The sequence below is a fragment of the Streptomyces sp. NPDC000075 genome, from assembly GCF_040301925.1.
In the GTDB taxonomy this organism is placed as follows: Bacteria; Actinomycetota; Actinomycetes; order Streptomycetales; family Streptomycetaceae; genus Streptomyces; species Streptomyces polychromogenes.
This window is the reverse complement of record NZ_JBEPFL010000004.1, coordinates 102,667-126,676: the sequence shown is the minus strand read 5'-3', so window position 1 is coordinate 126,676 and position 24,010 is coordinate 102,667. Positions and strand designations below refer to the sequence as shown.

General features: G+C 73.9%; 20 protein-coding genes. 9 read left to right on the top strand and 11 right to left on the bottom strand.

Annotated features, from left to right (window positions below):
• Nucleotides 1–248 precede the first annotated feature (248 nt).
• The 5 genes from ABT403_RS06510 to ABT403_RS06490 all read right to left on the bottom strand — a co-directional run bounded on the left by ABT403_RS06510 (nucleotide 249) and on the right by ABT403_RS06490 (nucleotide 6,609).
• Nucleotides 249–1,721, bottom strand: a complete 1,473-nt coding sequence (locus tag ABT403_RS06510) for an aldehyde dehydrogenase family protein (RefSeq protein WP_344163130.1) — start codon at nucleotides 1,719–1,721, stop codon at nucleotides 249–251.
• A complete protein-coding gene (locus ABT403_RS06505) occupies nucleotides 1,718–3,460 on the bottom strand; it encodes an N-acyl-D-amino-acid deacylase family protein (RefSeq protein ID WP_344163127.1) in 1,743 nt (580 codons plus the stop codon). The genes ABT403_RS06510 and ABT403_RS06505 overlap by 4 nt, the downstream gene beginning before the upstream one ends.
• A gap of 121 nt (nucleotides 3,461–3,581) precedes the next feature.
• On the bottom strand, nucleotides 3,582–4,703 hold the full coding sequence (locus ABT403_RS06500) for an LLM class flavin-dependent oxidoreductase (protein WP_344165769.1): 1,122 nt from the start codon (nucleotides 4,701–4,703) through the stop codon (nucleotides 3,582–3,584).
• 144 nt (nucleotides 4,704–4,847) lie between these two features.
• The gene (locus tag ABT403_RS06495; RefSeq protein ID WP_344163124.1) at nucleotides 4,848–5,645 is read right to left on the bottom strand and encodes an SDR family NAD(P)-dependent oxidoreductase; all 798 of its coding nucleotides are present in this window, start codon (nucleotides 5,643–5,645) and stop codon (nucleotides 4,848–4,850) included.
• A 16-nt stretch (nucleotides 5,646–5,661) separates the two neighbouring features.
• Nucleotides 5,662–6,609 (bottom strand): TIGR03619 family F420-dependent LLM class oxidoreductase, encoded by a 948-nt coding sequence (locus tag ABT403_RS06490; protein ID WP_344163121.1) that lies wholly within the window; start codon nucleotides 6,607–6,609, stop codon nucleotides 5,662–5,664.
• Between the two features lie 161 nt (nucleotides 6,610–6,770).
• On the opposite strand from ABT403_RS06490, the gene ABT403_RS06485 reads away from it, so the two are divergent.
• Nucleotides 6,771–7,028, top strand: a complete 258-nt coding sequence (locus ABT403_RS06485) for a hypothetical protein (RefSeq protein WP_344165766.1) — start codon at nucleotides 6,771–6,773, stop codon at nucleotides 7,026–7,028.
• Nucleotides 7,029–7,060: 32 nt separating this feature from the next.
• On the top strand, nucleotides 7,061–7,402 hold the full coding sequence (locus ABT403_RS06480; protein ID WP_425580268.1) for a PIN domain-containing protein: 342 nt from the start codon (nucleotides 7,061–7,063) through the stop codon (nucleotides 7,400–7,402).
• A gap of 15 nt (nucleotides 7,403–7,417) precedes the next feature.
• On the opposite strand, the gene ABT403_RS06475 is transcribed toward ABT403_RS06480, so the two are convergent.
• Nucleotides 7,418–8,302, bottom strand: coding sequence for a hypothetical protein (locus tag ABT403_RS06475; protein WP_344163114.1), 885 nt, complete (start codon nucleotides 8,300–8,302; stop codon nucleotides 7,418–7,420).
• A 680-nt stretch (nucleotides 8,303–8,982) separates the two neighbouring features.
• Between ABT403_RS06475 and ABT403_RS06470 the strand changes: the two genes are divergently transcribed.
• Entirely contained in the window at nucleotides 8,983–9,423 is a 441-nt protein-coding gene (locus ABT403_RS06470) for an NUDIX hydrolase (protein ID WP_344163111.1), read from the top strand.
• A 14-nt stretch (nucleotides 9,424–9,437) separates the two neighbouring features.
• Here the strand turns inward: ABT403_RS06470 and ABT403_RS06465 are convergent, their stop codons facing one another.
• On the bottom strand, nucleotides 9,438–10,001 hold the full coding sequence (locus ABT403_RS06465; RefSeq protein WP_344163108.1) for a DUF6434 domain-containing protein: 564 nt from the start codon (nucleotides 9,999–10,001) through the stop codon (nucleotides 9,438–9,440).
• A gap of 40 nt (nucleotides 10,002–10,041) precedes the next feature.
• Entirely contained in the window at nucleotides 10,042–10,878 is an 837-nt protein-coding gene (locus tag ABT403_RS06460) for a trypsin-like serine peptidase (RefSeq protein WP_425580236.1), read from the bottom strand.
• 204 nt (nucleotides 10,879–11,082) lie between these two features.
• On the opposite strand from ABT403_RS06460, the gene ABT403_RS06455 reads away from it, so the two are divergent.
• Nucleotides 11,083–12,183 carry an alpha/beta fold hydrolase gene (locus ABT403_RS06455; protein WP_344163102.1) on the top strand — a complete coding sequence of 367 codons (1,101 nt, stop codon included), beginning with the start codon at nucleotides 11,083–11,085 and terminating at the stop codon, nucleotides 12,181–12,183.
• 106 nt (nucleotides 12,184–12,289) lie between these two features.
• Here ABT403_RS06455 and ABT403_RS06450 read toward each other — a convergent pair whose 3' ends face one another.
• Nucleotides 12,290–13,510 (bottom strand): amidohydrolase family protein, encoded by a 1,221-nt coding sequence (locus tag ABT403_RS06450; RefSeq protein ID WP_344163099.1) that lies wholly within the window; start codon nucleotides 13,508–13,510, stop codon nucleotides 12,290–12,292.
• A gap of 181 nt (nucleotides 13,511–13,691) precedes the next feature.
• Between ABT403_RS06450 and afsR the strand changes: the two genes are divergently transcribed.
• The 3 genes from afsR to ABT403_RS06435 all read left to right on the top strand — a co-directional run bounded on the left by afsR (nucleotide 13,692) and on the right by ABT403_RS06435 (nucleotide 18,169).
• Nucleotides 13,692–16,670 carry an SARP-family global regulator AfsR gene (afsR, locus tag ABT403_RS06445; RefSeq protein WP_344163096.1) on the top strand — a complete coding sequence of 993 codons (2,979 nt, stop codon included), beginning with the start codon at nucleotides 13,692–13,694 and terminating at the stop codon, nucleotides 16,668–16,670.
• A gap of 200 nt (nucleotides 16,671–16,870) precedes the next feature.
• Complete coding sequence (locus tag ABT403_RS06440; RefSeq protein WP_344163093.1) at nucleotides 16,871–17,080, top strand: hypothetical protein; 210 nt, start codon at nucleotides 16,871–16,873, stop codon at nucleotides 17,078–17,080.
• A 348-nt stretch (nucleotides 17,081–17,428) separates the two neighbouring features.
• Nucleotides 17,429–18,169, top strand: coding sequence for a class I SAM-dependent DNA methyltransferase (locus ABT403_RS06435; protein ID WP_344163090.1), 741 nt, complete (start codon nucleotides 17,429–17,431; stop codon nucleotides 18,167–18,169).
• Between the two features lie 24 nt (nucleotides 18,170–18,193).
• Here the strand turns inward: ABT403_RS06435 and ABT403_RS06430 are convergent, their stop codons facing one another.
• Nucleotides 18,194–20,122 carry a LamG-like jellyroll fold domain-containing protein gene (locus tag ABT403_RS06430; RefSeq protein WP_344163087.1) on the bottom strand — a complete coding sequence of 643 codons (1,929 nt, stop codon included), beginning with the start codon at nucleotides 20,120–20,122 and terminating at the stop codon, nucleotides 18,194–18,196.
• Between the two features lie 147 nt (nucleotides 20,123–20,269).
• Here ABT403_RS06430 and ABT403_RS06425 point away from each other — a divergent pair, with 147 nt between their 5' ends.
• Entirely contained in the window at nucleotides 20,270–21,001 is a 732-nt protein-coding gene (locus tag ABT403_RS06425) for a hypothetical protein (RefSeq protein ID WP_344163084.1), read from the top strand.
• Nucleotides 21,002–21,007: 6 nt separating this feature from the next.
• Here the strand turns inward: ABT403_RS06425 and ABT403_RS06420 are convergent, their stop codons facing one another.
• Nucleotides 21,008–22,759: a FadD3 family acyl-CoA ligase gene (locus tag ABT403_RS06420; RefSeq protein WP_344163081.1), complete on the bottom strand. Its 1,752-nt coding sequence runs from the start codon at nucleotides 22,757–22,759 to the stop codon at nucleotides 21,008–21,010.
• A 97-nt stretch (nucleotides 22,760–22,856) separates the two neighbouring features.
• On the opposite strand from ABT403_RS06420, the gene ABT403_RS06415 reads away from it, so the two are divergent.
• A complete protein-coding gene (locus ABT403_RS06415; protein ID WP_344163078.1) occupies nucleotides 22,857–24,008 on the top strand; it encodes a lipid-transfer protein in 1,152 nt (383 codons plus the stop codon).
• Nucleotides 24,009–24,010: the final 2 nt, after the last annotated feature.

Below are 24,010 nucleotides of genomic sequence, written 5' to 3'. Positions count from 1 at the left end.
AGAAAGGACGGTAGAGGGTGCGATTTCCACATCCGGACGGGTTAACTCCAGATGTCGGCGCAATGAATCGCCTTGGAATGTCAATCCACGGGCAGTTTACGACGCCCGATTGCAAGATCGACTCGCACCCCCCGCGCCCGATTCGCAGGCGTCGGACATGAGGTTCCGGAATGCGGAAATCGCACCAGCGCCCGGAATGTCCGTTTGGAAAATTTCCCGAGGCAATTTTTTCCCGGCCGCCCCGGCCCCTACCCCGCCCACACGATCGACTGCGTCTCGCTGTACGCGTGCAGCGCGTACGAGCCCACGTCCCGGCCCACCCCCGACCGCTTGAAGCCCCCGAACGGCGCCTCCATGTTCCGGCCGATCGTGTTCACCCCGACCCCGCCGGACCGCAGCCGCCGCGCCACCCGGAAGGCCCGCGCCGCGTCCCCCGACCACACGTAGCTGATCAGCCCGTAGTCGCTGTCGTTGGCCAGGGCCACCGCCTCGTCCTCGCCCCCGTCGAAGGGGACGACCACGACCACCGGCCCGAAGATCTCCTCCCGCACCACCCGCATGTCGTTCGTACAGTCGACCAGCAGCGTGGGCGCCACGTAGAAACCTCGCCCCGCCCCCACCACCGGCCGCTCCCCGCCGTACGCGATCCGCGCCCCCTCCTTGCGGCCCAGCTCCACGTACGCCTCCACCCGGTCCCGGTGCGCGGCCGAGATCACCGGGCCGACCACCGTCCCCTTCACCGCCGGATCCCCGAGCTTCATGAACGCCAGGTACCCCGTCAGCTTCTCCACCAGCTCCGCGTACACCGACCGGTGGACGATCACCCGCGTCGGGGCCGTGCAGATCTGCCCGCTGTAGAAGGAGAAGGTGGTGCCGATGCCCATGACCGCCGCGTCCAGGTCGGCGTCCCCGAAGACCACCGCCGCGCCCTTGCCGCCCAGCTCCATCAGCTGCCGCTTCATGGACCGCCCGCAGACCTCCGCGATCCGCTGCCCCACCCCCGTCGAGCCGGTGAAGGACACCATGTCCACGTGCGGGGAGTCCACCGCCGCCTCGCCGACCTCCACCGCCTGCCCCGAGACCACGTTCACCACCCCCGGCGGGATCCCGGCCTCCGCCAGCGCCTCGGCCATCCGGAACACCGACAGCGGGTCCTGCGGGGCCGGCTTGACCACCACCGTGTTCCCCATCGCCAGCGCCGGGGCCACCTTGCCCGCCGGGTTCGCCCACGGGTTGTTGTACGAGGTGATACAGGTGACCACCCCGACCGGCTGGCGCACCTCCAGCGCCCCCAGCACGCTCGCCGCCCCCATCGGCCCGGCCTCGGTGACCTGCGGCGGCAGCCCCCGCTCCACCGGCTCCAGCGCCCCCTTCGCGTACCGCCGGAACCGCGAGACCCCCACCCCGACCTGCATCCCGCGCGCGATCCCGGTCGGGGCGCCCGTCTCCGCCCGGGCCAGCTCCGCCCACGGCTCGAACTCCCGCTGGATCACGTCCGCGGCCCGGTCCAGGATCGCCGCCCGCTCCTCGGGCCGCGTACGGGACCACGGGCCGAAGGCCTCGGCGGCCGCCCGGGCCGCCTCCTCGACCTGCGCCCGCGAGGCCTCGGGGGCCAGGCCCACCACGGACTCGTCCGCCGGGTTCACCACCTCGTAGTGGCCGCCGTCGGGCTCGGTCCACTCCCCGCCGATGTACAGCCCCTGCCGCTGCCCGCCGCTCATCGTGTGCTCACCGTCCTCGTGTCCCGGCCCGAACGGAGCACGATCCCCGGGATCGCGCCGGTCACCTCGTCGTGGCGGATGGTCTCGACCCCGTTGACCCGGACCGACACGATCCCGATCGCCCGGGAGTCCAGGCGGGGGCTGTCCCCCGGCAGGTCGTGGACCAGGGTGGCCGGGCCGGCCTCGATGCGCTCCGGGTCGAAGAGGACCAGGTCCGCGTGCCAGCCCTCGGCGATCCGGCCGCGCTCGCGCAGCCCGAACAGCCGCGCCGGGTCGTCCGTCAGCATCCGCACCGCCTGCTCCAGCGGCACCAGCTTGCGGCCGCGCAGGCAGTCGCCGAGAAACCGGGTCGTGTACGGGGCCCCGCACATCCGGTCCAGGTGCGCGCCCGCGTCGGAGCCACCGAGCATGACGTCCTCGTGCTGCCAGGTCTCGGCGCGCAGGGCCCAGGTCGCCGGGTCGTTGTCGGTGGGCATCGGCCACAGGACGGTGCGCAGGCCGTCGTTGGCACAGATCTCGACGAGGCACTCGAAGGGGTCCTGCCCGCGCTCGGCGGCGATGTCGTTCACGACGCGCCCGCTGAGCCCCTCGTTCTCCTCGCTGTACGTGTCACCGATGACGTACCGGCCGAAGTCGGCGAGGCGCCGGAAGACCCCGGCCTCCTTGCTGTCGGCGCGGCGCAGCATCCCGGCCCGTACGTCCGGATCGCGGAGCTTCGCGATCCGCTCGGGGACGGGGAGGTTCAGGACCTCGCCCCAGCCGGGGATGAGGTTGAGCGCGCAGAACGTGCCGAGGGACATGTTCATGGGCGTGAGGATCGGCATGGTCAGCGCCACGATCCGGCCGCCCGCCTTACGGGCACGCTCGCTGGGCACCAGCTGGCGCGGGACCCGTTCGGGGACGGCGGCGTCGATGGTGAGCACGTTCCAGTTCAGCGGCCTGCCCGCGGCGGCGCTCATCTCGACGAAGAGGTCGATCTCCTCGTCGGAGAACTGGTCGAGGCAGCCGGCGACGATCGCTTCGAGCTGGGTGCCCTCGTGGTCGCCGACGGCGCGGGAGAGCGCGAGCAGCTCGGCGGGCGCCGCGTGCCGGGAGGCGACGGGGGCGCCGTCGCCGTCGGAGTGGGTGGAGGACTGGGTGGTGGACAGGCCCCAGGCGCCGGCGTCCATGGCCTCGTGGAGGAGGGCGAGCATCTGCTCCAGCTGGGCGGGGGTGGGGGCGGCGTCGCCGGTGGCGGCCTCCCCCATCACGTGGCGGCGCAGGGCGCAGTGGCCGACCATGAACCCGGCGTTGACGGCGATCCGCCCCTCCAGGGCGTCGAGGTACTCGCGGAAGGTCGACCAGGACCAGTCGACGCCCTCTTCCAGCGCGGCGAGGGCCATGCCCTCGACCCGGCTCATCATGCGGCGGGTGTAGTCGGCGTCCTCGGGGCGGTCGGGGTTGAGGGGCGCCAGGGTGAACCCGCAGTTGCCGCCGGCGACGGTGGTGACGCCGTGGTTCATGGAGGGGGTGGCGTACGGGTCCCAGAACAGCTGGGCGTCGTAGTGGGTGTGGGGGTCGATGAACCCCGGGGTGAGGACGAGCCCGGTGGCGTCCTCGCTGGTACGGGCCTCCTCGCCGACCGTGCCGGGGGGTGCGATGACGGCGATGCGGCCGTCGCGTATGCCGACGTCCGCGACGCGGGCGGGGGCGCCGGTGCCGTCCACGACGGTCGCTCCGCGGATGAGGTGGTCGAGCATGGGGTTCCCTTCCCGTGGGGTGCGGCGTGCGGTGCGGTGGCGTGCCGGGTGCGGGTGCGCCGCTGCGCGGGGCGGTCTCCCCGCGCCGCGGCACCACCCGCACCCCCAGCCGGGCCCCGCGCTACGCGGACTGGCGGAAGCGGGTGGTGCGGTGGACCGGGTCCGTGTCGATGTGCGGGATCACGTGCTCGCCGATCAGCTTGATCGTCGTCATCGTGTCCTCGTACGAGACACCGGTCGGCAGGCCGAAGGACAGCTGGTCCGCCCCCGCCCGCTCCCACCGCTCGCACTGCGCCCGCACCTCCGCGGGATCACCGCAGATCAGCAGCTCCTCCGCGATCAGCAGCTCGATGATCTCCGCGTTGTACTCCGGCAGCGTCTCCGGCCACTGCGGGATCGCCTCCGGCCGGGGGAAGGTGTCGTGGTAGCGGAAGACCAGCGACTGGAAGCGGTTCATGTTCGCGTTGACCGCGATCTCGACCGCCTTCTCGTGCGTCTCCGCGCAGATCGCCGTCGAGGTGACCATCACGTTGTCGTTCACGAAGGCCCCGACCGCCTTCGCCTCCTGGATGGCCGTCTTGTACTGCTCCAGCACCCACTCCATGTCCGAGACCTTCTGGACGCTGAAGCCCAGCACCCCGAGGCCCTTCTTCGCCGCCATCGCGTACGAGGAGGGGGAGCCCGCGGCGTACCACATGGCGGGGTGGGCCTTGCCGTACGGCTTGGGGAAGATCTTGCGCGGCGGCAGCGACCAGTGCTTGCCCTGGAACCCCTCGTACTCCTCCTGGAGGAACATCTTGGGGAATTCCGCGATGGTCTCCTCCCAGATCTCCTTGGTGTGGTTCATGTCCGTGATGCCGGGCAGGAAGCCGAGGATCTCGTGGCTGCCGGCGCCGCGCCCGGTGCCGAACTCGAAGCGGCCCTTGGAGAGGTGGTCGAGCATGGTGACCTTCTCGGCCACCTTCACCGGGTGGTTCACCGGGGCGAGGGGGTTGAAGATGCCCGAGCCGAGGTGGATGCGCTCGGTGGCGGCGGCGAGGTAGCCGAGGAAGACCTCGTTCGCCGACAGGTGGGAGTACTCCTCCAGGAAGTGGTGCTCGGAGGCCCAGGCGTACTTGAAGCCGGACTTGTCGGCCTGGATGACGTACTGGGTCTCCTCGAGCAGCGCCTTGTGCTCCGCCTCGGGGTCGACCTTGGACCGCGCCTCAGGCACGTATCCCTGCACGAAGAGCCCGAATTCCAAGGGGTTCACCGTCCTTAGGTTTCTGACGTTGCGTCAGATTTGATGGATCCGACTGTTCCACCGGGGAGTGGGAGCGTCAAGAGCGGGGATGCGGTTAACTGACGACACGTCAGATATCTGTCGCGGCCCGGTCCGCCGGGTCCGTCACAGGATGCTGACCCCCGCCGTCCAGCCCCCGTCGATCACGAACGGCTGCCCGGTGATGTACGAGGAGTCCTCGGACGTCAGGAACAGCGCCAGCCTCGCTATCTCCTCCGGCCGCCCCACCCGCCCCAGCGGCACCACCCGCCGGTACAGGTCCGCCATCGCCTCCCGGGCCTCCTCCGTCATCCCGGCCGGGTCCAGCAGTCCCGGGTTGGCCATGGGGGTGTCCACCGCGCCCGGGCACACCGCGTTGACCCGGATGTTCCGCGCGGCCAGCTCCAGCGCCGCCACCCGCGTCAGGCCGAGGACGGCCGCCTTGGTCGCCGCGTACGCGCCCACGTACGCCATGCCCGTCACGCCCGTGTACGAGGAGGTGTTGACGATCGTCCCGCCGCCCGCCTCCCCGATCTCGGGGGCGACCGCCTTGATCCCGAGGAAGGCCCCGACCTGGTTGACCCGCACCACCTGCTCGAACTCCTCCAGCGGGGTCGCGGTCAGCTCGTTGAAACGCAGGATGCCCGCGTTGTTGACCAGCCCGTCGACCCGGCCGAAGGCCTCCTTCGCCAGGGCCACGGCGGCCGCCCAGTCCTCCTCCCGGCCCACGTCCAGCCGGACGTACCGGGCGCGGTCCTCGCCGTGCTCCCCGGTGATCTCCTTGGCGACGGCGGCGCCCTGCTCGTCGAGCACGTCGCCGAGCACCACCCGCGCGCCCTCGGCGGCGAAGAGCCGCGCCTCCTGCTCGCCCTGCCCGCGCGCCGCACCGGTGATGATGACGACGCGCCCGTCCAGCTTCCCCATGGGTACCTCCTCCGGTCTAGTCGTTGAGCAGCGGGGCCACCTCGGCCCCGAAGGCGGTGATCTGGGCGACGAGTTCGGCGCGGTCGCGGCTGCGGAAACGGACCTGGATCTGGTCCACGCCCAGCGCCCGGTACTCCCGCAGGGACTCCGCGAGCGCCTCCGCCTTGCCCGTGAGGGTGCGCCGGCCGGTGTCCCAGCCGGGTTCGCCGACGTAGAGGGGCTCGGTGATCGCCCCGACCTCGAAGGGCCCCTCCACCCCGGCCGCCTCCCGCAGCTCGCGGATCCGGGCCAGCTGCGCCGGGATCCGCTCGCGCGGGTCGCCCTGCGGGAGCCAGCCGTCACCGCGTACGGCCGCCCGGCGCACGGCGGCGGGCGAGGACCCGCCGACCCAGACGGGGATCCGCGCCTGGGCGGGGCGGGGCGACTGGCCGAGGTCGCGGAAGGAGAACCGTTCCCCCTCGAACTCGGGGAACTCCTCCGGGCCGAGGGCGGCGCGCAGGGCGTCCAGGGTCTCGTCGAGGACCGGCCCGCGCCCCTCGAAGTCGGCCCCGAGCGCCTCGAACTCCTCCCGCACGTGCCCGGCCCCGACCCCGAGGACCAGGCGGCCCCGGGAGAGGTGGTCGAGGGTCGCGTACTGCTTGGCCGTGGCCAGCGGGTGGCGCAGGCCGACGATCGCGACGTGGCTCAGCAGCCGCACCCGCTCGGTGACGCCGGCCAGGAAGGCCAGGGTGGCCACCGGGTCGTACCAGACGGTGCCCATGGGGCCGGCGAGCCGGCGCGGGATGGCCACGTGGTCGCAGGTGGCCAGGTAGCCGAAGCCGGCCCGGTCGGCGGCCCGCGCCACCTCGGCGAGGTCGGCCGCTCCGGCCGAGGCCTCCCAGGGCTCGGCGTAGATGGTGCTCTGCGACTGGACCGGGAGCTGCATCCCGTACGCCAGCCGGCCCTCCGGAAACACACGTGCCATGGCCGCCCCGCCTCGCCTTCGCATGCCGATTCGCCGTACGGCGCCGGGCGCCATCGTCGTAGCTGACGGTCCGTCAGGCAAGGGGTAGGGCGGGACCGGCGGAAGGGGTGGCGGGTACGGGTACGTACCCGTACCCTTGAGGCATGGGAAGGAGCCCCGCGATGCCCGACGCCAACATCCGCATCCCCGAGGAAGCCAAGGACAGACTCGCCGCCATAGCGGCTGCCGAGGGCCTGTCCCTGCGCGCCTACCTGGCCCGCCTCGCCGAAACCCTGCTCACTCCGGCCGAGCGGGCCGAACGTGCCGAACGCGCCCGCACCGCGCTCCGGGAGTGGACGGGCTACGCGCCCACGGCCACCGAGGAACTCAGCCTGGACGGCGAGCTCGACCGGCGACTGGCCGAGGCGAGGGGCCGGTGACCGACACCCACATCGTGCTGGACGAGACCGCGATGCTGGCGGCCGGGCGGGGGAACGTCCTGGTCTCCCGCCTCATCCACCGCGCGCACGGCGAGGTGGGCTGGTTCCTGTACGCCCCCGCCTGCGCACTCGTCGAAGCCGACCGGGTCCGGCCCGGCACCGCGGAGCACCTCGCCGCCCTGCCCGGCGTCACCATCCTCGACCTGGACCTGCCGGCGGCCCTGGCCGTCGCCCGCGAGGAGACCTGGGCCGCCGCCCACACCCGGTACGCGGCGCGGCCCACCGCCGACCGCCCCGAGGGGGCGATCGTCGCCACCACGGAACCGAAGCGCTGGGACGGGGAACCGGTCCGCGTCCTGGACCTCGGACCCTGAGGCCGGGGCCCGGACTCAGAAGCCGGCCGGGCCCATCGCGATGACGGGGTGGGCCGCCGGGTCCAGGGTCTCCAGGAGCCGCTCCATCGCCGCCTTCGGCAGGCCGACGCAGCCCTGGGAGGGGCCGTCGTGGTCCACGTGGAGCCAGATGTTGCCGCCCCGGCCCTCACCGTCCGGCATGACCGGGTCCAGCGGGGAGACGCCCCGGCGGCGGTTGTAGTCGATCGCCACGACGTAGTCGAAGGAGCCGGCGAGGGACTCGCCGTTCACCCCGAGCCCCGTGGCGACGAAGCCGGAGTCGCGGTCGTACGGGAGCTTCGTGCCGGGCGGGGCTGCCAGCAGGCCGCCGGCGTCGCTGAGGGAGAAGACCCCCTCCGGGGAGGTCAGGTCCCCGTACGCGCGGGCGGTGGACCACCCCTTGGCGCCGTTGCGGGCCGGCCACTGCGCGGCCCGCACCCAGTCCGCGCCGGGCGCGGGGCGGGTGTACAGGGCGGCGGTGGACTCCGAGGAGTCCTTCGCCTTGCCGGTGACGAGGACCAGCTGGCGCGCCTCGGCCGGGATACGGGCCCGGGTGGCCTCGCTGAGGGCCGCCGCCGGGAGCCCCTGGAGGGCGTCGGGACGCCTGCCACCGCGCGCGGCGTGCTCGGGGCCGGCGGCGTGGGCCTTGGGACGGGCGTCGGAGCGGGCCGGGGCCGCGGGGGCGCCGGGCGGCTCGTACAGGGCGTGCACCCATCCGGCGGCGAAGAGCAGCAGTCCGGCGGTGGCGACCAGCACCAGCGCCCTGGAGGGCCGCCCGCCCGCCGGCCCCCGCCGCCGCCGGGCAGCCCCCCGCCGGCCACCACGTTCCGTGGTGCGGGGGCTGGGGGCGGGGCCGGATCCGGCGCGGCGGTGCTTGCTCATCCCCCCGACGGTACCTCAGCTGATCACATTTACCGGCGAGTCGAGTTCCGCTTCGGGGTGGCGGGGCGCGCCTCCGGGGCATGCGAAAGGCCCCGGTCTCCGTGAGGAGGCCGGGGCCTTGATCGAGCGCTGGGCAGGCCTTGCACCTGCATCCCCCCACAGGAAGTGGGGTGCCTTTCCTTGGACCACCAACGCCAGTCCCACCGCCGGTTTCCCGGCCGCGAGCTCGAGATGAACTCTACAGCCAAGATCGGCGTCCGACCAGCCCCGACGGCCGACAAGCGGAAGCTGGGGGCGATCTGACGCCCACGCCGGCTCCATATGCCCGCCGCCGCATTGTTCTGTGCGGGTATCACCCCGGGGCGGCCGCCGGAGAGCGGCAGAAGAGGAGCCTCCGGCGGCATGGACGGCTGACGCTGCCGTACGGCGTCCGCCTCGTCGTTCCCTGCGGACGTCAACGGCCGGACGCCAAGAAGCGGAACCCCCCTCGCCATGCCGTGCGCCGCTCACACGCCGCCACGGCCCGACTCTCCCCTCGGCCCGTCACCAGCCCCGGGGGGACGCCGGACTCCGAGGAAAGAGGAGCGCGCGATCCCCGCCCCGGCGCAGACCGCCCCACCTCCACCCGAAGCCACGCACACCCCTCCCGCCCGGGGCCCCCGCCGACTTACCCTGCGGTGATGAGAACTCCGCGTCAGGCAGCGCGCATCGTCGTCCTCTCCCCCAGCGGGTCGGTGTTCCTGTTCCGGGAGAACAACATCGAAGTCGGCATCCACTGGCTGCCCCCGGGCGGCGGCATGGATCCCGGCGAGACCCCCGAGGAGTGCGTGCGGCGGGAGCTGCGCGAGGAGACCGGGTGGACCGACCTGGAGCCGCAGCGGCTCCTGTGCACCTGGGAGCACGACTTCACCCACGAGGGCATCCCCGTCCGGCAGCACGAGCACATCTACGTCACCGCCGGCCCCCACCGGGAGCCCGTGCTCGAAGCCCCCGGCATCCACTGGCAGTGGGTCTCACCGGAGCGCCTCGCCACCCTCGGCGAGCCGCTCTGGCCCCCGCGCCTGCCGGACCTCCTCGCCGGCGCCCAGGCCGGACCCGTCCACTTCGGCCTCGTCACATAAGCCGGGGGCCCCGTCTAGCGCGGCTGCGAACGGTGCGTGCGCCAGGCCGTCAGGGCCTGGTCCCTCGTGCCCGTCGGGTGGTCGGCGTGCCAGGTGCGCAGGAAGCGGTTGAACTCGAACTGGCCGCCGATCTCCTGGGGTTCGGCCGCCGCCTGCCGGGTGTCGTGCCAGTGGGCGACCGCTTCGCCCAGGGTGCGGCCCGCGTTCTCCGCGACGTACGCGCGCATGTGGCCGTCGAAGTGGAACCCCGCACCGATCTCGCGCCGGAAGAACTCCCGCAGCACCTGGCTGCACCGCTGCCCCTCGGGGATGACGGTCGAGGCGTCCACCGGCGCGGACAGCTGGCGGCCCGTCGCCGGCCTGCGGGCCGGGGCCGCCGGGAGCGGCTCGCCGTCGAGCGCGGCCCGCAGCCGCTCGGTGAGCGCCGGCTTCCCGCCGCCGCGCGGCACGTCGAGCCGCCGGGCGAGTTCGGTCAGCTCGGCCAGGGTCCAGTACCAGCGCGCCAGCTCGGCACCGGTGAGCGCGGGGCTGAGGGGCGGCCGCTCCTCCGGAACGACCTCGCCGTGATTCGAACGCATGTCCCCATCCTAGGGCGCGGGCCGCAGCCGGCAGGGGCGGTCAGCGCTTGGGGGTGGTGGCCTTCGCGTACAGCTGGGCGGCGTAGTCGCCGAGGACGGTGCTGGTGGAGACGTCGTCCGTGTCCCCGCCCGTGAGGATGCCGATGATCTTCCCGTCGCGGCCGAGCCAGGCGCTGCCGCTGGTCCCGCCGGGGAAGTCGGAGCAGTCGAAGCGCTGCTCGCGCTCGCTGGTGCGGACGGCCACCGCCGTGCAGGTGCGGGGGACCTTGCGGTCGGCGGGGTAGCCCGTCACCGTGACCTGCTCGCCCGCGCGGCCGCTGGTGTCCAGGACGGCGCCGCCGGTGAGGTCCTCGATGTTGCGGCCCTTGTCGTCGGGGGCGAGGCGGGCGAAGGCGAGGTCGTAGTCGTCGTCCGTGTCGTCGGCCCAGCGCTTGTCCTCGTAGACCTGCTCTATCTTCCAGACCCCGTACGGGGCGACACCGTTCGCGTACGCGGGTGCGAAGACGGCTCCGCCGTCGCGGGTCTGCTCACCCTCCAGGAGGCAGTGGCCGGCGGTGATGAGCATGTTCTTGCCGGGGCTGCGGACGACCGTCGCGGTGCAGAAGTGGTCGCCCTCCAGGCTGCCGGTGAACAGGGCGCCGGTGTAGCTGGTGGCGTCGCCCGGCTTGGGGGTGACGGGGGCCGACTGGGGTTTGCCGAGCTGCGGCTTGGAGGCTTGCGGACGCGAAGATCCGCTCGGCGACGCGGCCGGCGCGGCCGATTTGGCGTGTACGGGGGCGGTTGCCTCGGGGGGCGGCACCAGCTCGGCGACCGCCGCCGACGCTCCCAGCGCCGCGACCCCGCACAGCACCGCCGTCACCACGGAACGCTTGTCCACCGCCATGATCCCTCCCGCCTTTGCCCTGGCGAAGCATGCCCCGTCGGCGGGCCGGGGTGCAAGGCCCGCCCTCGCGCGCCGCTGGGACGGCGCGTTTCCGGCCAGGGCACGCGGCCGGAACCTTTCAGCTCAACCCCCTTTACACGGCGCCGCTTTGGCGTACTCTCCTCCTCGTCAGGAAAACAGTGTCTGGGGGAAACAGTAATGCTCGGGATCATCGCCGCCACCACCGCCGCCACGCTCGCCGCTCCCGTCGCCGGCCTCCTCGCCCACCGCGCCGTGCGCCGGTCCGCGAACGCCCGCCTGATGCGCATCGACACGCCGGACGGCATCGACGAGCAGGGGTTCGTCCGGATCGGCGGGACCGACCAGTGGATCTCGGTCCGGGGCGAGGACCGGGCCAACCCCGTCCTGCTGGAGCTGCACGGCGGCCCGGGCGCGGCGAACTCCCCGTACGGGGCCCGCACCCGGGCCTGGGAGGAGCACTTCACCCTGGTCCGCTGGGACATGCGCGGGGCCGGGCTGACCTTCGCCCACGGCGGGCCCGCCGGCCAGGGCGGCGAGCCGTCCTTCGAGCGGCTGTACGCGGACGCGCTGGAGGTCGTCCACCACGTCCGGGAGCGTCTCGGCGTCGAGCGGGTGGTGCTGCTGGCGAGCTCCTTCGGGACGGTGTCCGGGCTGCGGCTGGCCCGCAGCCACCCCGAGCTCTTCGCGGCGTACGTCGGCACCGACCAGAACGTCCTGGAGGCGGGACGGGACGCCTCCGCCTACGAGGCCACCCTGGAGCGGCTGCGGGCCGCCGGGAAGCGGAAGGACGTGGCGCGGCTGGAGGCGATGGGATCCGACTGGCGCCGCTGGACCCCGGCCCAGCGGGCGGCGTACGACAAGCTGTGCGCGGGCAGCGACCCGCTCACGCTGGACACCGTGAAGAAGGTGGTCCTGGGCTCGATGTGGCTGTCGCCGCTGTACTCCCTCGGGCGGATCGCCGCCTACTTCAAGGGGCAGGGCTTCTCGGAGCCGGTCACCGCGGGGACGCACGGGTTCGACGACTGGGCGGAGGGCACCCGCTTCGAGGTGCCGTTCTTCGTCTTCCAGGGTGCCCTGGACGTGATCACCCCGGCGGCCCGCGCCAAGGCGTACTTCGACGCGGTGGAGGCGCCGGTGAAGGCCTTCGCGCTGATCGAGGACGCGAGCCACTTCGCGGCGCTGCGCCGCCCGGACCGCTTCCTGGAGCTGCTGCTGACCCACGTCCGCCCCGTGGTGACGGCGCGGCCGGCCCCGGCCGGCCGGTCCGCCGCCGTCTGACGCCGTCCGATCCGGCGCGGACGGCAGGGGGCGGGGGCCGCCGGGGCCCCGCCCCCTGCCGTCGCCTCAGGCCCCCTGCCGTCGCCTCAGGCCCCCCGCCGTCGTCTCAGGCCCCCGGCCAGAGCCCCTCGGGGGTGAGTCCGAGCAGGTCGATGGCGTTGCCGCGGACGATGCGCTCGACCACGTCCGCGTCCAGGTGGCCCATCTGGGCCTCGCCGACCTCCCGGGACTTGGGCCAGGTGGAGTCCGAGTGCGGGTAGTCCGTCTCGTAGAGGACGTTGCCGACGCCGATGGAGTCGAGGTTCTTCAGGCCGAAGGCGTCGTCGAAGAAGCAGCCGAAGACGTGCTCGGCGAAGAGCTCGGACGGCGGGCGGTGGACCTTGTCGGCGACCCCGCCCCAGCCCCGGTTCTCCTCCCAGACCACGTTCGCGCGCTCCAGGATGTAGGGGATCCAGCCGATCTGGCCCTCGGCGTACATGATCCGCAGGTTGGGGAAGCGTTCGAACTTGCCGCTCATCAGCCAGTCGACCATCGAGAAGCAGCAGTTGGCGAAGGTGATGGTGGAGCCGACGGCCGGCGGGGCGTCGGCGGAGGTGGACGGCATGCGCGAGGAGGAGCCGATGTGCATGGCGATGACCGTGCCGGTCTCGTCGCAGGCCTGGAGGAAGGGGTCCCACGCGTCGGTGTGGATGGACGGGAGCCCCAGGTGCGGGGGTATCTCGGAGAAGGCGACGGCGCGCACGCCCCGGGCGGCGTTGCGGCGGACCTCCTCGGCGGCCAGCCGGGCGTCCCACAGCGGGACGAGGGTGAGCGGGATGAGGCGGCCCCGCGCGAGGGGCCCGCACCACTCCTCCACCATCCAGTCGTTGTAGGCGCGGACGCCGAGCAGGCCCAGTTCGCGGTCCTTGGCCTCGGTGAAGGTCTGGCCGCAGAAGCGCGGGAAGGTGGGGAAGCAGAGGGCGGACTGGACGTGGTTGACGTCCATGTCGGCGAGGCGCTCGGGAACCGAGAAGGAGCCCGGGCGCATCTGCTCGTAGGTGATGACTTCCAGTCTGATCTCGTCACGGTCGTATCCGACGGCGGTGTCGAGGCGGGTGAGCGGCCGGTGCAGATCCTCGTAGACCCACCAGTCGCCGATGGGGCCGTCGTCGCCCTTCGCACCCATGACGGGGGCGAACTTCCCGCCCAGGAAGGTCATTTCCTTGAGGGGGGCGCGGACGATCCGGGGTCCGGTGTCGCGATATCTCGACGGGAGCCGGTCCCGCCAGACGTGAGGGGGCTCCACCGTGTGGTCGTCCACCGAGATGATCTTCGGGAAGGTCTCCATGGTTCTTACGGTAGCGTCGATCTGACGAACCGTCAGCTCTTCGGGCGCCAGTCGTTCTCCGGCCAGGAGCGGATGGCTCCGCCGCGGGCTGACGGGTACGGGCAACACAAGGCAGACTGGCCCTTGAAGCGACGGACCCGACGGACCCGACGGAAACCGACAGAGGGCAGGGGGAGGACAGATGGACGGCGGACCGGCCATCCCGCACCAGCCGAGTGACACCGACGGTCCCGGCACGCCCGCGGCACCCGGCACACCCGCCCCCGCGGACAACCGCTTCGCCGTGCTCGGGCCCGTCCGCGCCTGGCGCGGCGGCGAGGCGCTGCCCTCCGGCAGCCCCCAGCAGCGCGCCCTCCTCGCCGCACTGCTGCTGCGCGACGGCCGCACCGCCACCGCGCCCGAGCTGATCGACGCCATCTGGGGCGAAGACCCGCCGCAGCAGGCCCTCGCCACCATCCGCACCTACGCCTCCCGGCTGCGCAAGGTCCTCGACCCGGAACTCCTCGTCAGCGACGCCGGCGGCTACGCCATCCGGCTGCGCCACCAGGAAGCCCTCGACCTCGGCATCGCCCGCACCCTCGCCGGCGACGCCGACAAGGCCCGCACCGCCGGGGACCGCATCCTCGCCCGGACCCTGCTGGCCCGCGCCCTGGACCTGTGGGACGGCGAACCCCTCGCCGGGGTCCCCGGCCCGCACGCCGAGACCGAACGCACCCGCCTCACCGAATGGCGCTTCCAGCTGCTGGAGACCCGCCTCGACCTGGACCTGGAGGTCGGCCAGCACGCCGAGGCCGTCTCCGAGCTCACCGCCCTCACCGCCGCCCACCCGCTGCGCGAACGGCTCCGCGAGCTGCTGATGCTCGCCCTCTACCGCAGCGGCCGCCAGGCCGAGGCCCTCGCCGTGTACGCCGACACCCGCCGGCTCCTCGCCGACGAACTCGGCGTCGACCCCCGGCCCGAGCTCTCCGCCCTCCAGCAGCGCATCCTGAACGCGGACGCCGAACTGGCCCGCGCCGAGGACCCCGCCCCGGCCGCCGCCCCCGTGCCCGTACGTCCCGCCCAACTGCCCGCGACCGTCCCCGACTTCACCGGGCGGGCCCCCTTCGTCGACGAGCTCGGCGAGATCCTCGCCGGCTCCGAGGGGCAGGTCATGGCCGTCTCCGCGCTGGCCGGCATCGGCGGCGTCGGCAAGACCACCCTCGCCGTGCACGTCGCGCACGCCGCCCGCCCGCACTTCCCCGACGGCCAGCTCTACGTGGACCTCCAGGGCACCGAACCCCGCCCCGTCCTCCCCGAAGCCGTCCTCGGCTCCTTCCTGCGGGCCCTCGGCACCCCCGACAGCGCCATCCCCGACTCCCCCGCCGACCGGGCCGCCCTCTACCGCTCCACCCTCGACGGCCGCCGCGTCCTGGTCCTCCTCGACAACGCCCGCGACGCCGCCCAGGTCCGCCCGCTGCTCCCGGGCACCGCGGGCTGCGCCGCCCTCGTCACCAGCCGGGTCCGGATGTCGGGCCTCGCCGGCGCCCATCTCGTCGACCTCGACGTGATGAGCCCCGAGGAGGCCCTGCAACTGTTCACCCGCATCGTCGGCGCCGAACGCGTCGGCGCCGAACGCCAGGCCGCCCTCGACGTCGTCGGCGCCTGCGGGTTCCTGCCGCTCGCCATCCGCATCGCCGCGTCCCGGCTCGCCGCCCGCCGCACCTGGACCGTCTCCGTCCTCGCCGCCAAACTCGCCGACGAACGCCGCCGCCTCGACGAGCTCCAGTCCGGCGACCTCGCCGTCAAGGCCACCTTCGAGCTCGGCTACGGCCAGCTGGAACCCGCCCAGCAGCGCGCCTTCCGCCTGCTGGGCCTCGCCGACGGCCCCGACATCTCCCTGGCCGCCGCGGCCGCCGTCCTCGACCTGCCCGAGCACGACACCGAGGACCTCCTGGAGGCCTTAGTCGACTGCTCCCTGCTGGAATCCGCCGCCCCCGGCCGCTACCGCTTCCACGACCTCGTACGGCTCTACGCGCGTGCCTGCGCCGAACGCGACGAGCAGCCCGCCGGCGGGCGCGAGGCCGCCCTCGACCGGCTCCTCGACTTCTACCTGGCCACCGCCTCCCGCGTGTACGCCCTGGAACGGCCCGGCGACCGGCTGCCCGCCCACCTCTCCGAGACCCGCCGCCCCGGACTCGTCCTCACCGAGCCCCGCGCCGCCCTGGACTGGCTGTTCGCCGAGGCCGACCCGCTGCTGGCCTGCGTACGCCAGTCCGCCGGCCGGCCCGGGGCACTGCGCCGGGCCGTGGACCTGCTGTGGGCGGCCAAGGACCTCTCCGAGTCGGGGGCCAACTCCAAGCAGTACGAGTCGGCCGCGCTGACCCTGTGCGAGGCCGCGCGCGCCGCGCGGGACCCGCGCGCCGAGGGCCGCGCCCGGACCACCCTCACCATGGTCCACCTCTTCGTGGGCCGGTTCGACGAGGCCGACGAGCAGGCCCGCCAGGCCATGGAGCTCGCCCGCCTGGCCGGCGACCCGCTGCCCAGCTGCTGGGCGCCCAACGACCGCGGGATCATCGCCCTCTACCAGAAGCGGCACGAGGACGGCGAACGCTTCCTGCTGGAGGCCATCGAGAACTTCCGGGCCGACGCCAACTTCATCGGCGAGGCCAGCGCCCTGTGCAACCTCTCCCGGATCCACGTCGTCCTGGGCCGGCTGGACAGCGCCATCGACCTCGCCCAGCAGGGCATCGCCATATACGACCGGATGGGCCTGACCCTGCGCCTGGCCAACGGCCGCTACGCGCTGGGCATCGCCCTCACCCAGGCCGGGCGGCTGACGGAGGCGCTGGACCAGCTCGGCGAGGCCCTGTCGCTGTTCCACGACAACCGGCAGCCGCTGTGGGAGGGCGTGACGCACTTCCGGCTCGCGGAGGCCCACCTGGCCGCCCAGCGGCCCACCCTGGCCGCCAAGCACGCCGAGCAGGCCATCGCGCTGCGCGGGATCGGCGGGGAGTGGCGCCGGGCGACCGTGCTGACGGTCCTCGGCAAGGCGCTGCGGCGGCTCGGCCAGCCGGACCGGGCACGGGCGTGCTGGCGGGACGCGGAGGCGGTGTTCCTGCAACTGGGCTCGGCGGAACTGGCCGAAGTTCAGGCCCTGCTGGCGTCGGAGCTGGCCGCCTAACCCCCTGACCTGGAGTCCCGCTCGATGGACGGACGCGTTCATCGTTCGTTTATCGCCGCGCGGCAGGATGAGTGCATCGACCCGGGGCGTCGGGGGGCACTCGGGCCGGCTGGAGGGACTACCCGTTCGGCGGTCCACGGGGGAATCGCCGAACGGGCCCGCCAACCATCAGGCCCCACATCATGATCAGGAGAGAGTCGATGGCGACGAACGAGAACATCCTGCCGCTCGACGGCGACATCAGACCGCTCGACAACCACGCCTCGGGCGCCGACGTCAACCCGCTGGACGACGGCCTGCCGGCCCAGCCGCCGGCCGGCACGAAGCCGGGTGACAAGCCGCTCGACAACCACGCCTCGGACGTCGACATCGTGGCGATGGACAACCACGCGTCCGGCCCGCGCCCGTAAGGGCAGGTCGTACGGGGGGCCTTGAGCGGTCGTACGGGGGACGTACGGGGGAACCGCCCGAGGACGTACGGGGGAATCACGGGGGGAAGACGGGGGCGCACCACGGGGGATGCGCCACCGGCAAGGAGAAGGAGTACGGGGGAACGGGCGGGCGGGCCCACGGGGGATTCGGGGGAATCCGGGCACGCCCGCACGGGGGAACGTACGGGGGAAAGTACGGGGGAGCGGCGGCCGCGGTGGCCGGAGGGGGACCACCGCGGCCGCCGCATGTCCGCATGTCCGCATGTCCGCATGTCCGCGTGTCCGTCGAGGGGTCCCCTCCGCCGCACCGGTCATTAGGCTGAGTCCGTGTTCACCTCCCAGGGCCCGAGCCTGCGCGAACTGGCCGTCCAGGCCCTCTCCTCCGTCGAGCGGGGCTACGACCTGCTCGCGCCCACATTCGACGGGACGCCCTTCCGCACCCCGGACCGGATGCTCGACGCCGTCGAGGAGGCCCTCGCCCAGGGGGAGGGCTCCTTCGGCTCCGGCCTGGACCTCTGCTGCGGCACCGGCGCCGGCCTCGGCATGCTGCGCCGCCTGTGCCGCGACCGGGTCACCGGGGTGGACCTCAGCGCCGGAATGCTGGCGGAGGCCGCCCGCGCGCACCCGGAGGGCGTGGACCTCGTACGGGCCGACGCGCTGGCGCTGCCGGAGCGGCTCCGGAACACGTACGACCTCGCGGTCAGCTTCGGCGCCTTCGGCCACTTCCTCCCGGCCCAGCGGCCCGCCCTCTTCGGCGGCGCCCACCGCGTGCTGCGCCCCGGCGGGGTGTTCGCCTTCCCGGTGAGCGCGCCGGTCCCGCCCCGTTCCCCCGTGTGGTGGGCGGCGGCCGGCTTCGACGCGGTGATGCGGGTCCGCAACGCGGTGTGGCGGCCACCGTTCGTCATGTACTACCGCACCTTCCCCTTCGGTCCCGTCCGGGCGGACCTGGAGGCGGCGGGCTTCACCGTGGAGACGGTCCCGCTGACCCCCTTCGGCCTCCGCGAGGACGGCACCCCGCGCTGGCGGCTGCTGCTGGCACGCAAGCCGCCGTCCCGTCCGGGCCGCTGACGGCCCCGTCCGGGCCGGTGTGGATCAGGCGATCCGGTCGAAGGGGAGGTGGACGCGTTCCTCGTCGGTGACGTCGTGGCCGTCGCGGAGGCGGGCGATGTCGTTGCGGGACAGGGCGCGGCCGTAGATCCGTACGTCGTCCAGGGCGCCCGCGTAGAAGGCCTTGTAGTCGGGCTGGGTGCCGAGGTGGATGGTGAAGGGGCCGGTGGGGCGGAGGTCGCCGGACGGGCCGGTGGGGGCCGGGGTGGTGGCGGGCGGGCCGCCGTCGACGATGAGTTCGAGGCGTCCGCCGTCGCGCTGGAGGACGACGTGGTGCCATGCGTCGTCGTCGGTGCGGGTGCGGGAGGTGACGGCGACGGGGCCGGTCCCGGAGTTGAGGGTGGCTTCGAGGCGGCCGGTGGCGGGGTCGGCCTCCAGACGGATCTGGCGGGCGGCGGGGCCCTGCCCGTAGGCCCAGACGAGGGGCCGGCGCACGCCGCTCTCCCGGTCCTGGCCCCGGGTCTTGTACTTGACCCAGGTGGAGACGGCGAAGTCCTCCTCTCCGACGCGCAGTTCACCGGGGCAGTCGATCAGGCGGAGGAAGTCGTCCTTGCCGTCGAAACGCAGGGCCTTCCCGCCGCCGGGCCGGTTCCCGAGGCGGGGTGCGCCGTGGACGACGGCGTCGTTGCGGTGCGGGGTGGTGTCGGCGGTGGTGCGGGGGGTGAGGTCCTCGGCGGCGGCCTGGAGTTCGCGGGGGCCGAAGGCGGTGAACTTGACGTAGCCGTGGGGGGTTCCGTTGGCGGTCTCGTAGACCAGGCCCACCCGGCCGCCGGGGAGGGCGGCCATGTCGGAGTAGCCGGCGCGTTCGCGCAGGACGACGGCGCCGTCCGTGGACCAGGTGCGGCCCTCGTCGCGGGAGGTGCGGACGGCGAGGGTCCAGCGGTCGTTGGACTCGGCGCCGGGGCGGCTGGGCGCGGAGAGCAGCAGGGGGCCGCCGGGGAGCTGGAGGACGGATCCGGAGGCGGGCGGGGCGGGGAGGCCGGCGACGGGGACGAAGCCGGGCGCGGGGACCTCGGGGGCGGCGGCGTCGTCGATGATCGCGGAGAGCCGGTGGTCGGGGGTGCCGCAGGCGGCGGTGGAGCGGGCGTTGACGTAGATGCGGCCGTCGGGGAGCTGGGTGAGGGCCGGTTCGCTGGGGGCGGCGGTGCCTTCGGGGGCGCCCCAGCGGGCGCCGGGCCGCCAGGTGAGGCCGCCGTCGTCGCTGTAGAGGAGCTGGGCGCCCGATGTGCCGGACCCGGTGCGGTAGTCGGAGCTGACGACGAGGCGGCCGGGCCGGTCGGGGCGGGTGGGGGTGAGCTGGACGCCGTGGCCGGGGCCGACGGAGACCCAGGCCCAGTCGGCGTCCTTGAGCCGGGGCTGCGGGGCGGGGTCGGCGGTCCAGCCGGCGCCGTCGTCGGTGCTGTGGGCCAGGCGCAGTTCGCGGGGGCCGCGGACGCGGTTGCCGTCGGCGTCGGTGGTCCAGGTGCTGTAGGCGTGCAGGAGGGTGATGCGGCCGGACGCGGAGTCCACGACGGGGGCGGGGTTGCCGTAGGCGCCGGGGTCGCCGGCGCCGCGGATGATCTGCATCGGGCCCCAGGTGCGGCCCTCGTCGGAGGACCGCTTGAGGACGAGGTCGATGTCGCCGACGTCGCCGCAGCCGGAGGTGCGGGCCTCGGCGATGGCCAGCAGGGTGCCGGCCCTGGTGGTGGTGAGGGTGGGGGTGCGGTAGCAGTCGTACCCCTCGGTGAAGGCGTTGAAGGGGGCGGAGACGGCCGCGGTGAGTCCGGGTTTGTGCGCGGGCGCGGGGCCGTCGGCGTCGGCCTTGCCGGGTGCGTCGGGCCGCAGGACGAAGGTCAGGGCGAGGGCCGCGGCGAGGGTCAGCGCGAAGGCGGCGCCGGCCCGGGTCCCGGCCCGTACCGCGCTCTGCCGCCGCATTCGTTCGACTGTTTGACGCACGCTCACCCGTGCAGGCTAACGCGGCGGGCCCCGGCCGCCGGTCAGGGGCGCGTCGGGGTTGCCTAGGGGTGGGGGTGGGGGTGATGCCGGATCCGCTGCGGGTGGGGGCGCGGAGAGGATCGGGGCATGACCAACGAAGCGTCTGAGTACGGGATTTCGGGGCGGACGGCCGAGCGTGCGGCGGCCGGTGCGGGGCGGCCGTGGGGGCGCCGGCGGACCGCGTTCACGCGGGGGGCCTTCGTCGCGGGGCCGCTGTGCATGCTGGCGTACGGGGTGATCCGGCTGGCCGACCCCGGCCACGGGCCGGGCCTCGCCTGGACCGCCGGGCACCTGTTCCTGCTCGCCGGGGTGCTGCTGTTCGGGGCGGTGTTCGCGGGGCTGCGGCGGCTGACGGCGCCGGCGGGGCGGGCGGGCCGGGCGGGGGCCGCGGTGGCGACGGGGCTGGGGCTGGCCGGGGTGGCGGCGGTCGTGGCCCAGGCGGCGATCGACCTGGCCGTCGGCTTCCAGTCCGCCGACCGGGCGGGCATGAACCGGCTGTTCGAGGAGATCCAGAGCCGGCCCGGGGTGGAGCCGGTGGTGTACTCGGTGGGGCCGATGCTCTTCTACGTCGGCCTGCTGTGGATCGTGACGCAGCTGGCCGTGCGGCGGCGGACCGGGCTGTGGCGTCCGGTGGCGGTGCTGGCGGGCACGGCGGTGATGGGCGTCAGCCTGGACCTGATCCCGCTCGGCGCGCTCCTGTTCTGCGCGGCCCTGGCCCCGCTGGGCCGCGACCTGACCGCCCGCGAGTGCGCCGCCCGCGCCGACCTGGCCTACGCGGGCGCCGCCCGGCCCCCGGCGGGGCTGCGGGCGGTCGCGTGACGGTGGTCAGCGGCGCGCGCGGAGTTCCGTCTTGAGGACCTTGCCGCTCGCGTTGCGCGGCAGGTCGGGGACGAACTCCACCTCGCGCGGGACCTTGTAGTTGGCCATCTCGCGGCGGGACCAGGCGATCAGGTCGTCGGCGGTGAGGGTGGAGCCGGGGCGGCGGACGGCGTACGCCTTGCCGACCTCGCCGAGCCGGGGGTCGGGGATGCCGACGACGGCGACGTCGGCGATGTCCGGGTGCAGGCCGAGGAGCTGTTCGATCTCGGCGGGGTAGGCGTTGAAGCCGCCGACGATGAACATGTCCTTGATCCGGTCGGTGATGCGCAGGTTCCCGCCCGCGTCGAGGACGCCGACGTCGCCGGTGCGCAGCCAGCCGTCGGGGGTGAGGGTGCGGGCGGTGCCCTCGGGGTCCTCGAAGTAGCCGCGCATCACGTGGTGGCCGCGGACCCAGACCTCGCCGGGGGAGCCGGGGTCCCGGGCGGCGCCGTCGGGGGCGGTGATGCGCAGTTCGGTACCGGGGATGGGGCGGCCGGAGGTGGCGGCGATGACCTCGGCGGGGTCGCCGCGGCGGCACATGGTGACGATGCCGGAGGCCTCGGAGAGCCCGTAGGCGGTGAGGACGGTGGCGATGCGGAGTTCGGCGCGGAGCCGTTCGACGAGCTGGAGCGGGACGACGGCGGCTCCGGTGACGACCAGGCGCAGCGCGGAGAGGTCGTGGTGGTCGCGCTGGGGGTGGTCGAGGAGGGACTGGTGGAGGGTGGGCGGTCCGGGGAGCACGGAGATGCGCTCGGCGGCGATGTTGGCGAGGACGGTGTCGACGTTGAAGACGGGCTGGGGGACCATCGTGGCCCCGCGCATCAGGCAGGCGATGATCCCGGCCTTGTAGCCGAAGGTGTGGAAGAAGGGGTTCACGATGAGGTAGCGGTCGCCCTCGCGCAGTCCGGCGAGTTCGCTCCAGACGGCGTAGCAGCGCAGGGTCTGGGCGTGGGTGATGACGGCGCCCTTGGGGCTGCCGGTGGTGCCCGAGGTGAAGATGATGTCCGAGGGGGAGTCGGGGGATATCGCGTCGGCGCGGGCGCGGACGGCGGCGGCCGGGACCCGGTCACCCCCGGCGAGGAACTCCTTCCAGGTGCGGAAGTCGGCGGGGGCGTCGTCGGCGAGGACGACGACCTGTTCGAGGTGGGGCAGGCCGGGCAGCGGCCCGCCGCCGGTGCCCTCGGCGGAGGCGCGGCGCAGGGAGGCCACGTAGGAGGTGCCGAGGAAGGTGCCGGTGACGAAGAGCAGGCGGGCGCGGCTGCGCCGGAGGACGTAGGCGGCCTCGGCGCCCTTGAAGCGGGTGTTGAGGGGGACGAGGACGGCTCCGGCGGTGACGGCGCCGAGGGCGGAGACGATCCAGTCGACGGTGTTGGGGGCCCAGACGGCGACCCGGTCGCCGGGTTCGACGCCGGCGGCGATGCAGGCGGCGGCGGCCCGTTCGACGCGGGCGCCGAGCTGGGCGTAGTCGAGACGGGTGCGACCGTCGACGACGGCCTCGCGACGGCCGTGGCGGCGAGCGGCGTCCCGCACGAGCGCGCCGACGGTACCCCAGCGCAGATCCCCACGCGGATCGCCGGGGCCGGCGGGGGCGGCGGCGGCCGGGCCGGCGCCGTCAGGCTGGGCGGCCGCGCCGGGGACGGGCGCGGCGGTGCGTGTTCCGGTCGGGCCGGGCCCGTACGCGTCGGTGTCGCCGTGGTCCTCGTGGCCGCCTCGGTCCATCGCCCGCCCCTCCCCTGGAACCCAGTAGCTGACTATCCGTCAGATTAGCTGTAGCCTTCGCGGCTGTCAGCAGTACCGGCGCACCCCGGAGGTGGCGATGGCGGCAACGCTCAAGGACGCTACGGCAATCGTCGGCATCGGCCAGACCCCCTTCGCCAAGCGGCTACCCGCCCCGGAGAAGGAACTGGCCTGCCGGGCGATCCTGGCGGCGCTCGCCGACGCGGGCATCGCCCCCGGCGAGGTCGACGCCTTCGCCTCCTACACCATGGAGGAGACCGACGAGGTCGAGGTCGCCAAGGCCATCGGCGCCGGCGACGTCACCTTCTTCTCCAAGGTCGGCTACGGCGGCGGCGGCTCCTGCGCCACCGTCGGCCACCTCGCCGCCGCGATAGCCACCGGCCAGGCCACGGTCGGCGTCGCCTGGCGCTCCCGCAAGCGCGGCTCCGGCCCCAGACCCTGGAAGAACACCGCCGTCCAGCTGCCCACCCCCGGGCAGTGGACCCGCCCCTTCGGGCTGCTGCGGCCCGCCGACGAGATCGGCATGCTGGCCCGCCGCTACATGCACGAGTACGGGGCCACCCGCGACCACCTCTTCAACGTCGCGATGGCCTGCCGCAACCGGGCCAACGAGAACCCGGCCGCGATGATGTACGAGCGGCCGCTGACCCGCGAGATGTACATGACCTCCCGCATGATCAGCGACCCGCTCTGCCTCTTCGACAACTGCCTGGAGACCGACGGGGCGCTGGCCTGCGTGATCGTCTCCGCCGAGCGGGCCCGCGACTGCCGGCAGAAGCCCGTCTACGTGCACTCGGCCGCCCAGGGGCTGCCCGCCCAGCACCACGGGATGGTCAACTACTGGAACGACGACCCGCTGTCCGGGCCCGCCTGGACCGCCGCCCGGCACCTGTGGAAGCAGGCCGACTTCGGCCCCGCCGACGTGGACGTCGCCCAGATCTACGACGCCTTCACCCCGCTGATCCCGCTCTCCCTGGAGGGCTACGGCTTCTGCGGGCGCGGCGAGGGCGCCGCCTTCACCGAGGGCGGGGCGCTGGAGATCGGCGGCCGGCTCCCGATCAACACCGGGGGCGGCGGGCTGAGCGAGGCGTACGTGCACGGCTTCAACCTGATCAACGAGGGCGTCAAGCAACTGCGCGGCACCTCCACCGCCCAGGTGCCGGACGCCGCGACCTGCCTGGTGACGGCGGGCGAGGGCGTCCCCACGTCCGCGATCCTGCTCCGCGCCTGAAT

Bases quoted from the DNA above. Each gene is read 5' to 3' on its own strand.
- ABT403_RS06510 (WP_344163130.1), bottom strand. From the start codon at position 1,721: ATGAGCGGCGGGCAGCGGCAGGGGCTGTACATCGGCGGGGAGTGGACC.
- ABT403_RS06505 (WP_344163127.1), bottom strand. From the start codon at position 3,460: ATGCTCGACCACCTCATCCGCGGAGCGACCGTCGTGGACGGCACCGGC.
- ABT403_RS06495 (WP_344163124.1), bottom strand. From the start codon at position 5,645: ATGGGGAAGCTGGACGGGCGCGTCGTCATCATCACCGGTGCGGCGCGC.
- ABT403_RS06490 (WP_344163121.1), bottom strand. From the start codon at position 6,609: ATGGCACGTGTGTTTCCGGAGGGCCGGCTGGCGTACGGGATGCAGCTC.
- ABT403_RS06485 (WP_344165766.1), top strand. From the start codon at position 6,771: ATGCCCGACGCCAACATCCGCATCCCCGAGGAAGCCAAGGACAGACTC.
- ABT403_RS06480 (WP_425580268.1), top strand. From the start codon at position 7,061: ATGCTGGCGGCCGGGCGGGGGAACGTCCTGGTCTCCCGCCTCATCCAC.
- ABT403_RS06475 (WP_344163114.1), bottom strand. From the start codon at position 8,302: ATGAGCAAGCACCGCCGCGCCGGATCCGGCCCCGCCCCCAGCCCCCGC.
- ABT403_RS06470 (WP_344163111.1), top strand. From the start codon at position 8,983: ATGAGAACTCCGCGTCAGGCAGCGCGCATCGTCGTCCTCTCCCCCAGC.
- ABT403_RS06465 (WP_344163108.1), bottom strand. From the start codon at position 10,001: ATGCGTTCGAATCACGGCGAGGTCGTTCCGGAGGAGCGGCCGCCCCTC.
- ABT403_RS06455 (WP_344163102.1), top strand. From the start codon at position 11,083: ATGCTCGGGATCATCGCCGCCACCACCGCCGCCACGCTCGCCGCTCCC.
- ABT403_RS06450 (WP_344163099.1), bottom strand. From the start codon at position 13,510: ATGGAGACCTTCCCGAAGATCATCTCGGTGGACGACCACACGGTGGAG.
- afsR (WP_344163096.1), top strand. From the start codon at position 13,692: ATGGACGGCGGACCGGCCATCCCGCACCAGCCGAGTGACACCGACGGT.
- ABT403_RS06440 (WP_344163093.1), top strand. From the start codon at position 16,871: ATGGCGACGAACGAGAACATCCTGCCGCTCGACGGCGACATCAGACCG.
- ABT403_RS06430 (WP_344163087.1), bottom strand. From the start codon at position 20,122: ATGCGGCGGCAGAGCGCGGTACGGGCCGGGACCCGGGCCGGCGCCGCC.
- ABT403_RS06425 (WP_344163084.1), top strand. From the start codon at position 20,270: ATGACCAACGAAGCGTCTGAGTACGGGATTTCGGGGCGGACGGCCGAG.
- ABT403_RS06420 (WP_344163081.1), bottom strand. From the start codon at position 22,759: ATGGACCGAGGCGGCCACGAGGACCACGGCGACACCGACGCGTACGGG.
- ABT403_RS06415 (WP_344163078.1), top strand. From the start codon at position 22,857: ATGGCGGCAACGCTCAAGGACGCTACGGCAATCGTCGGCATCGGCCAG.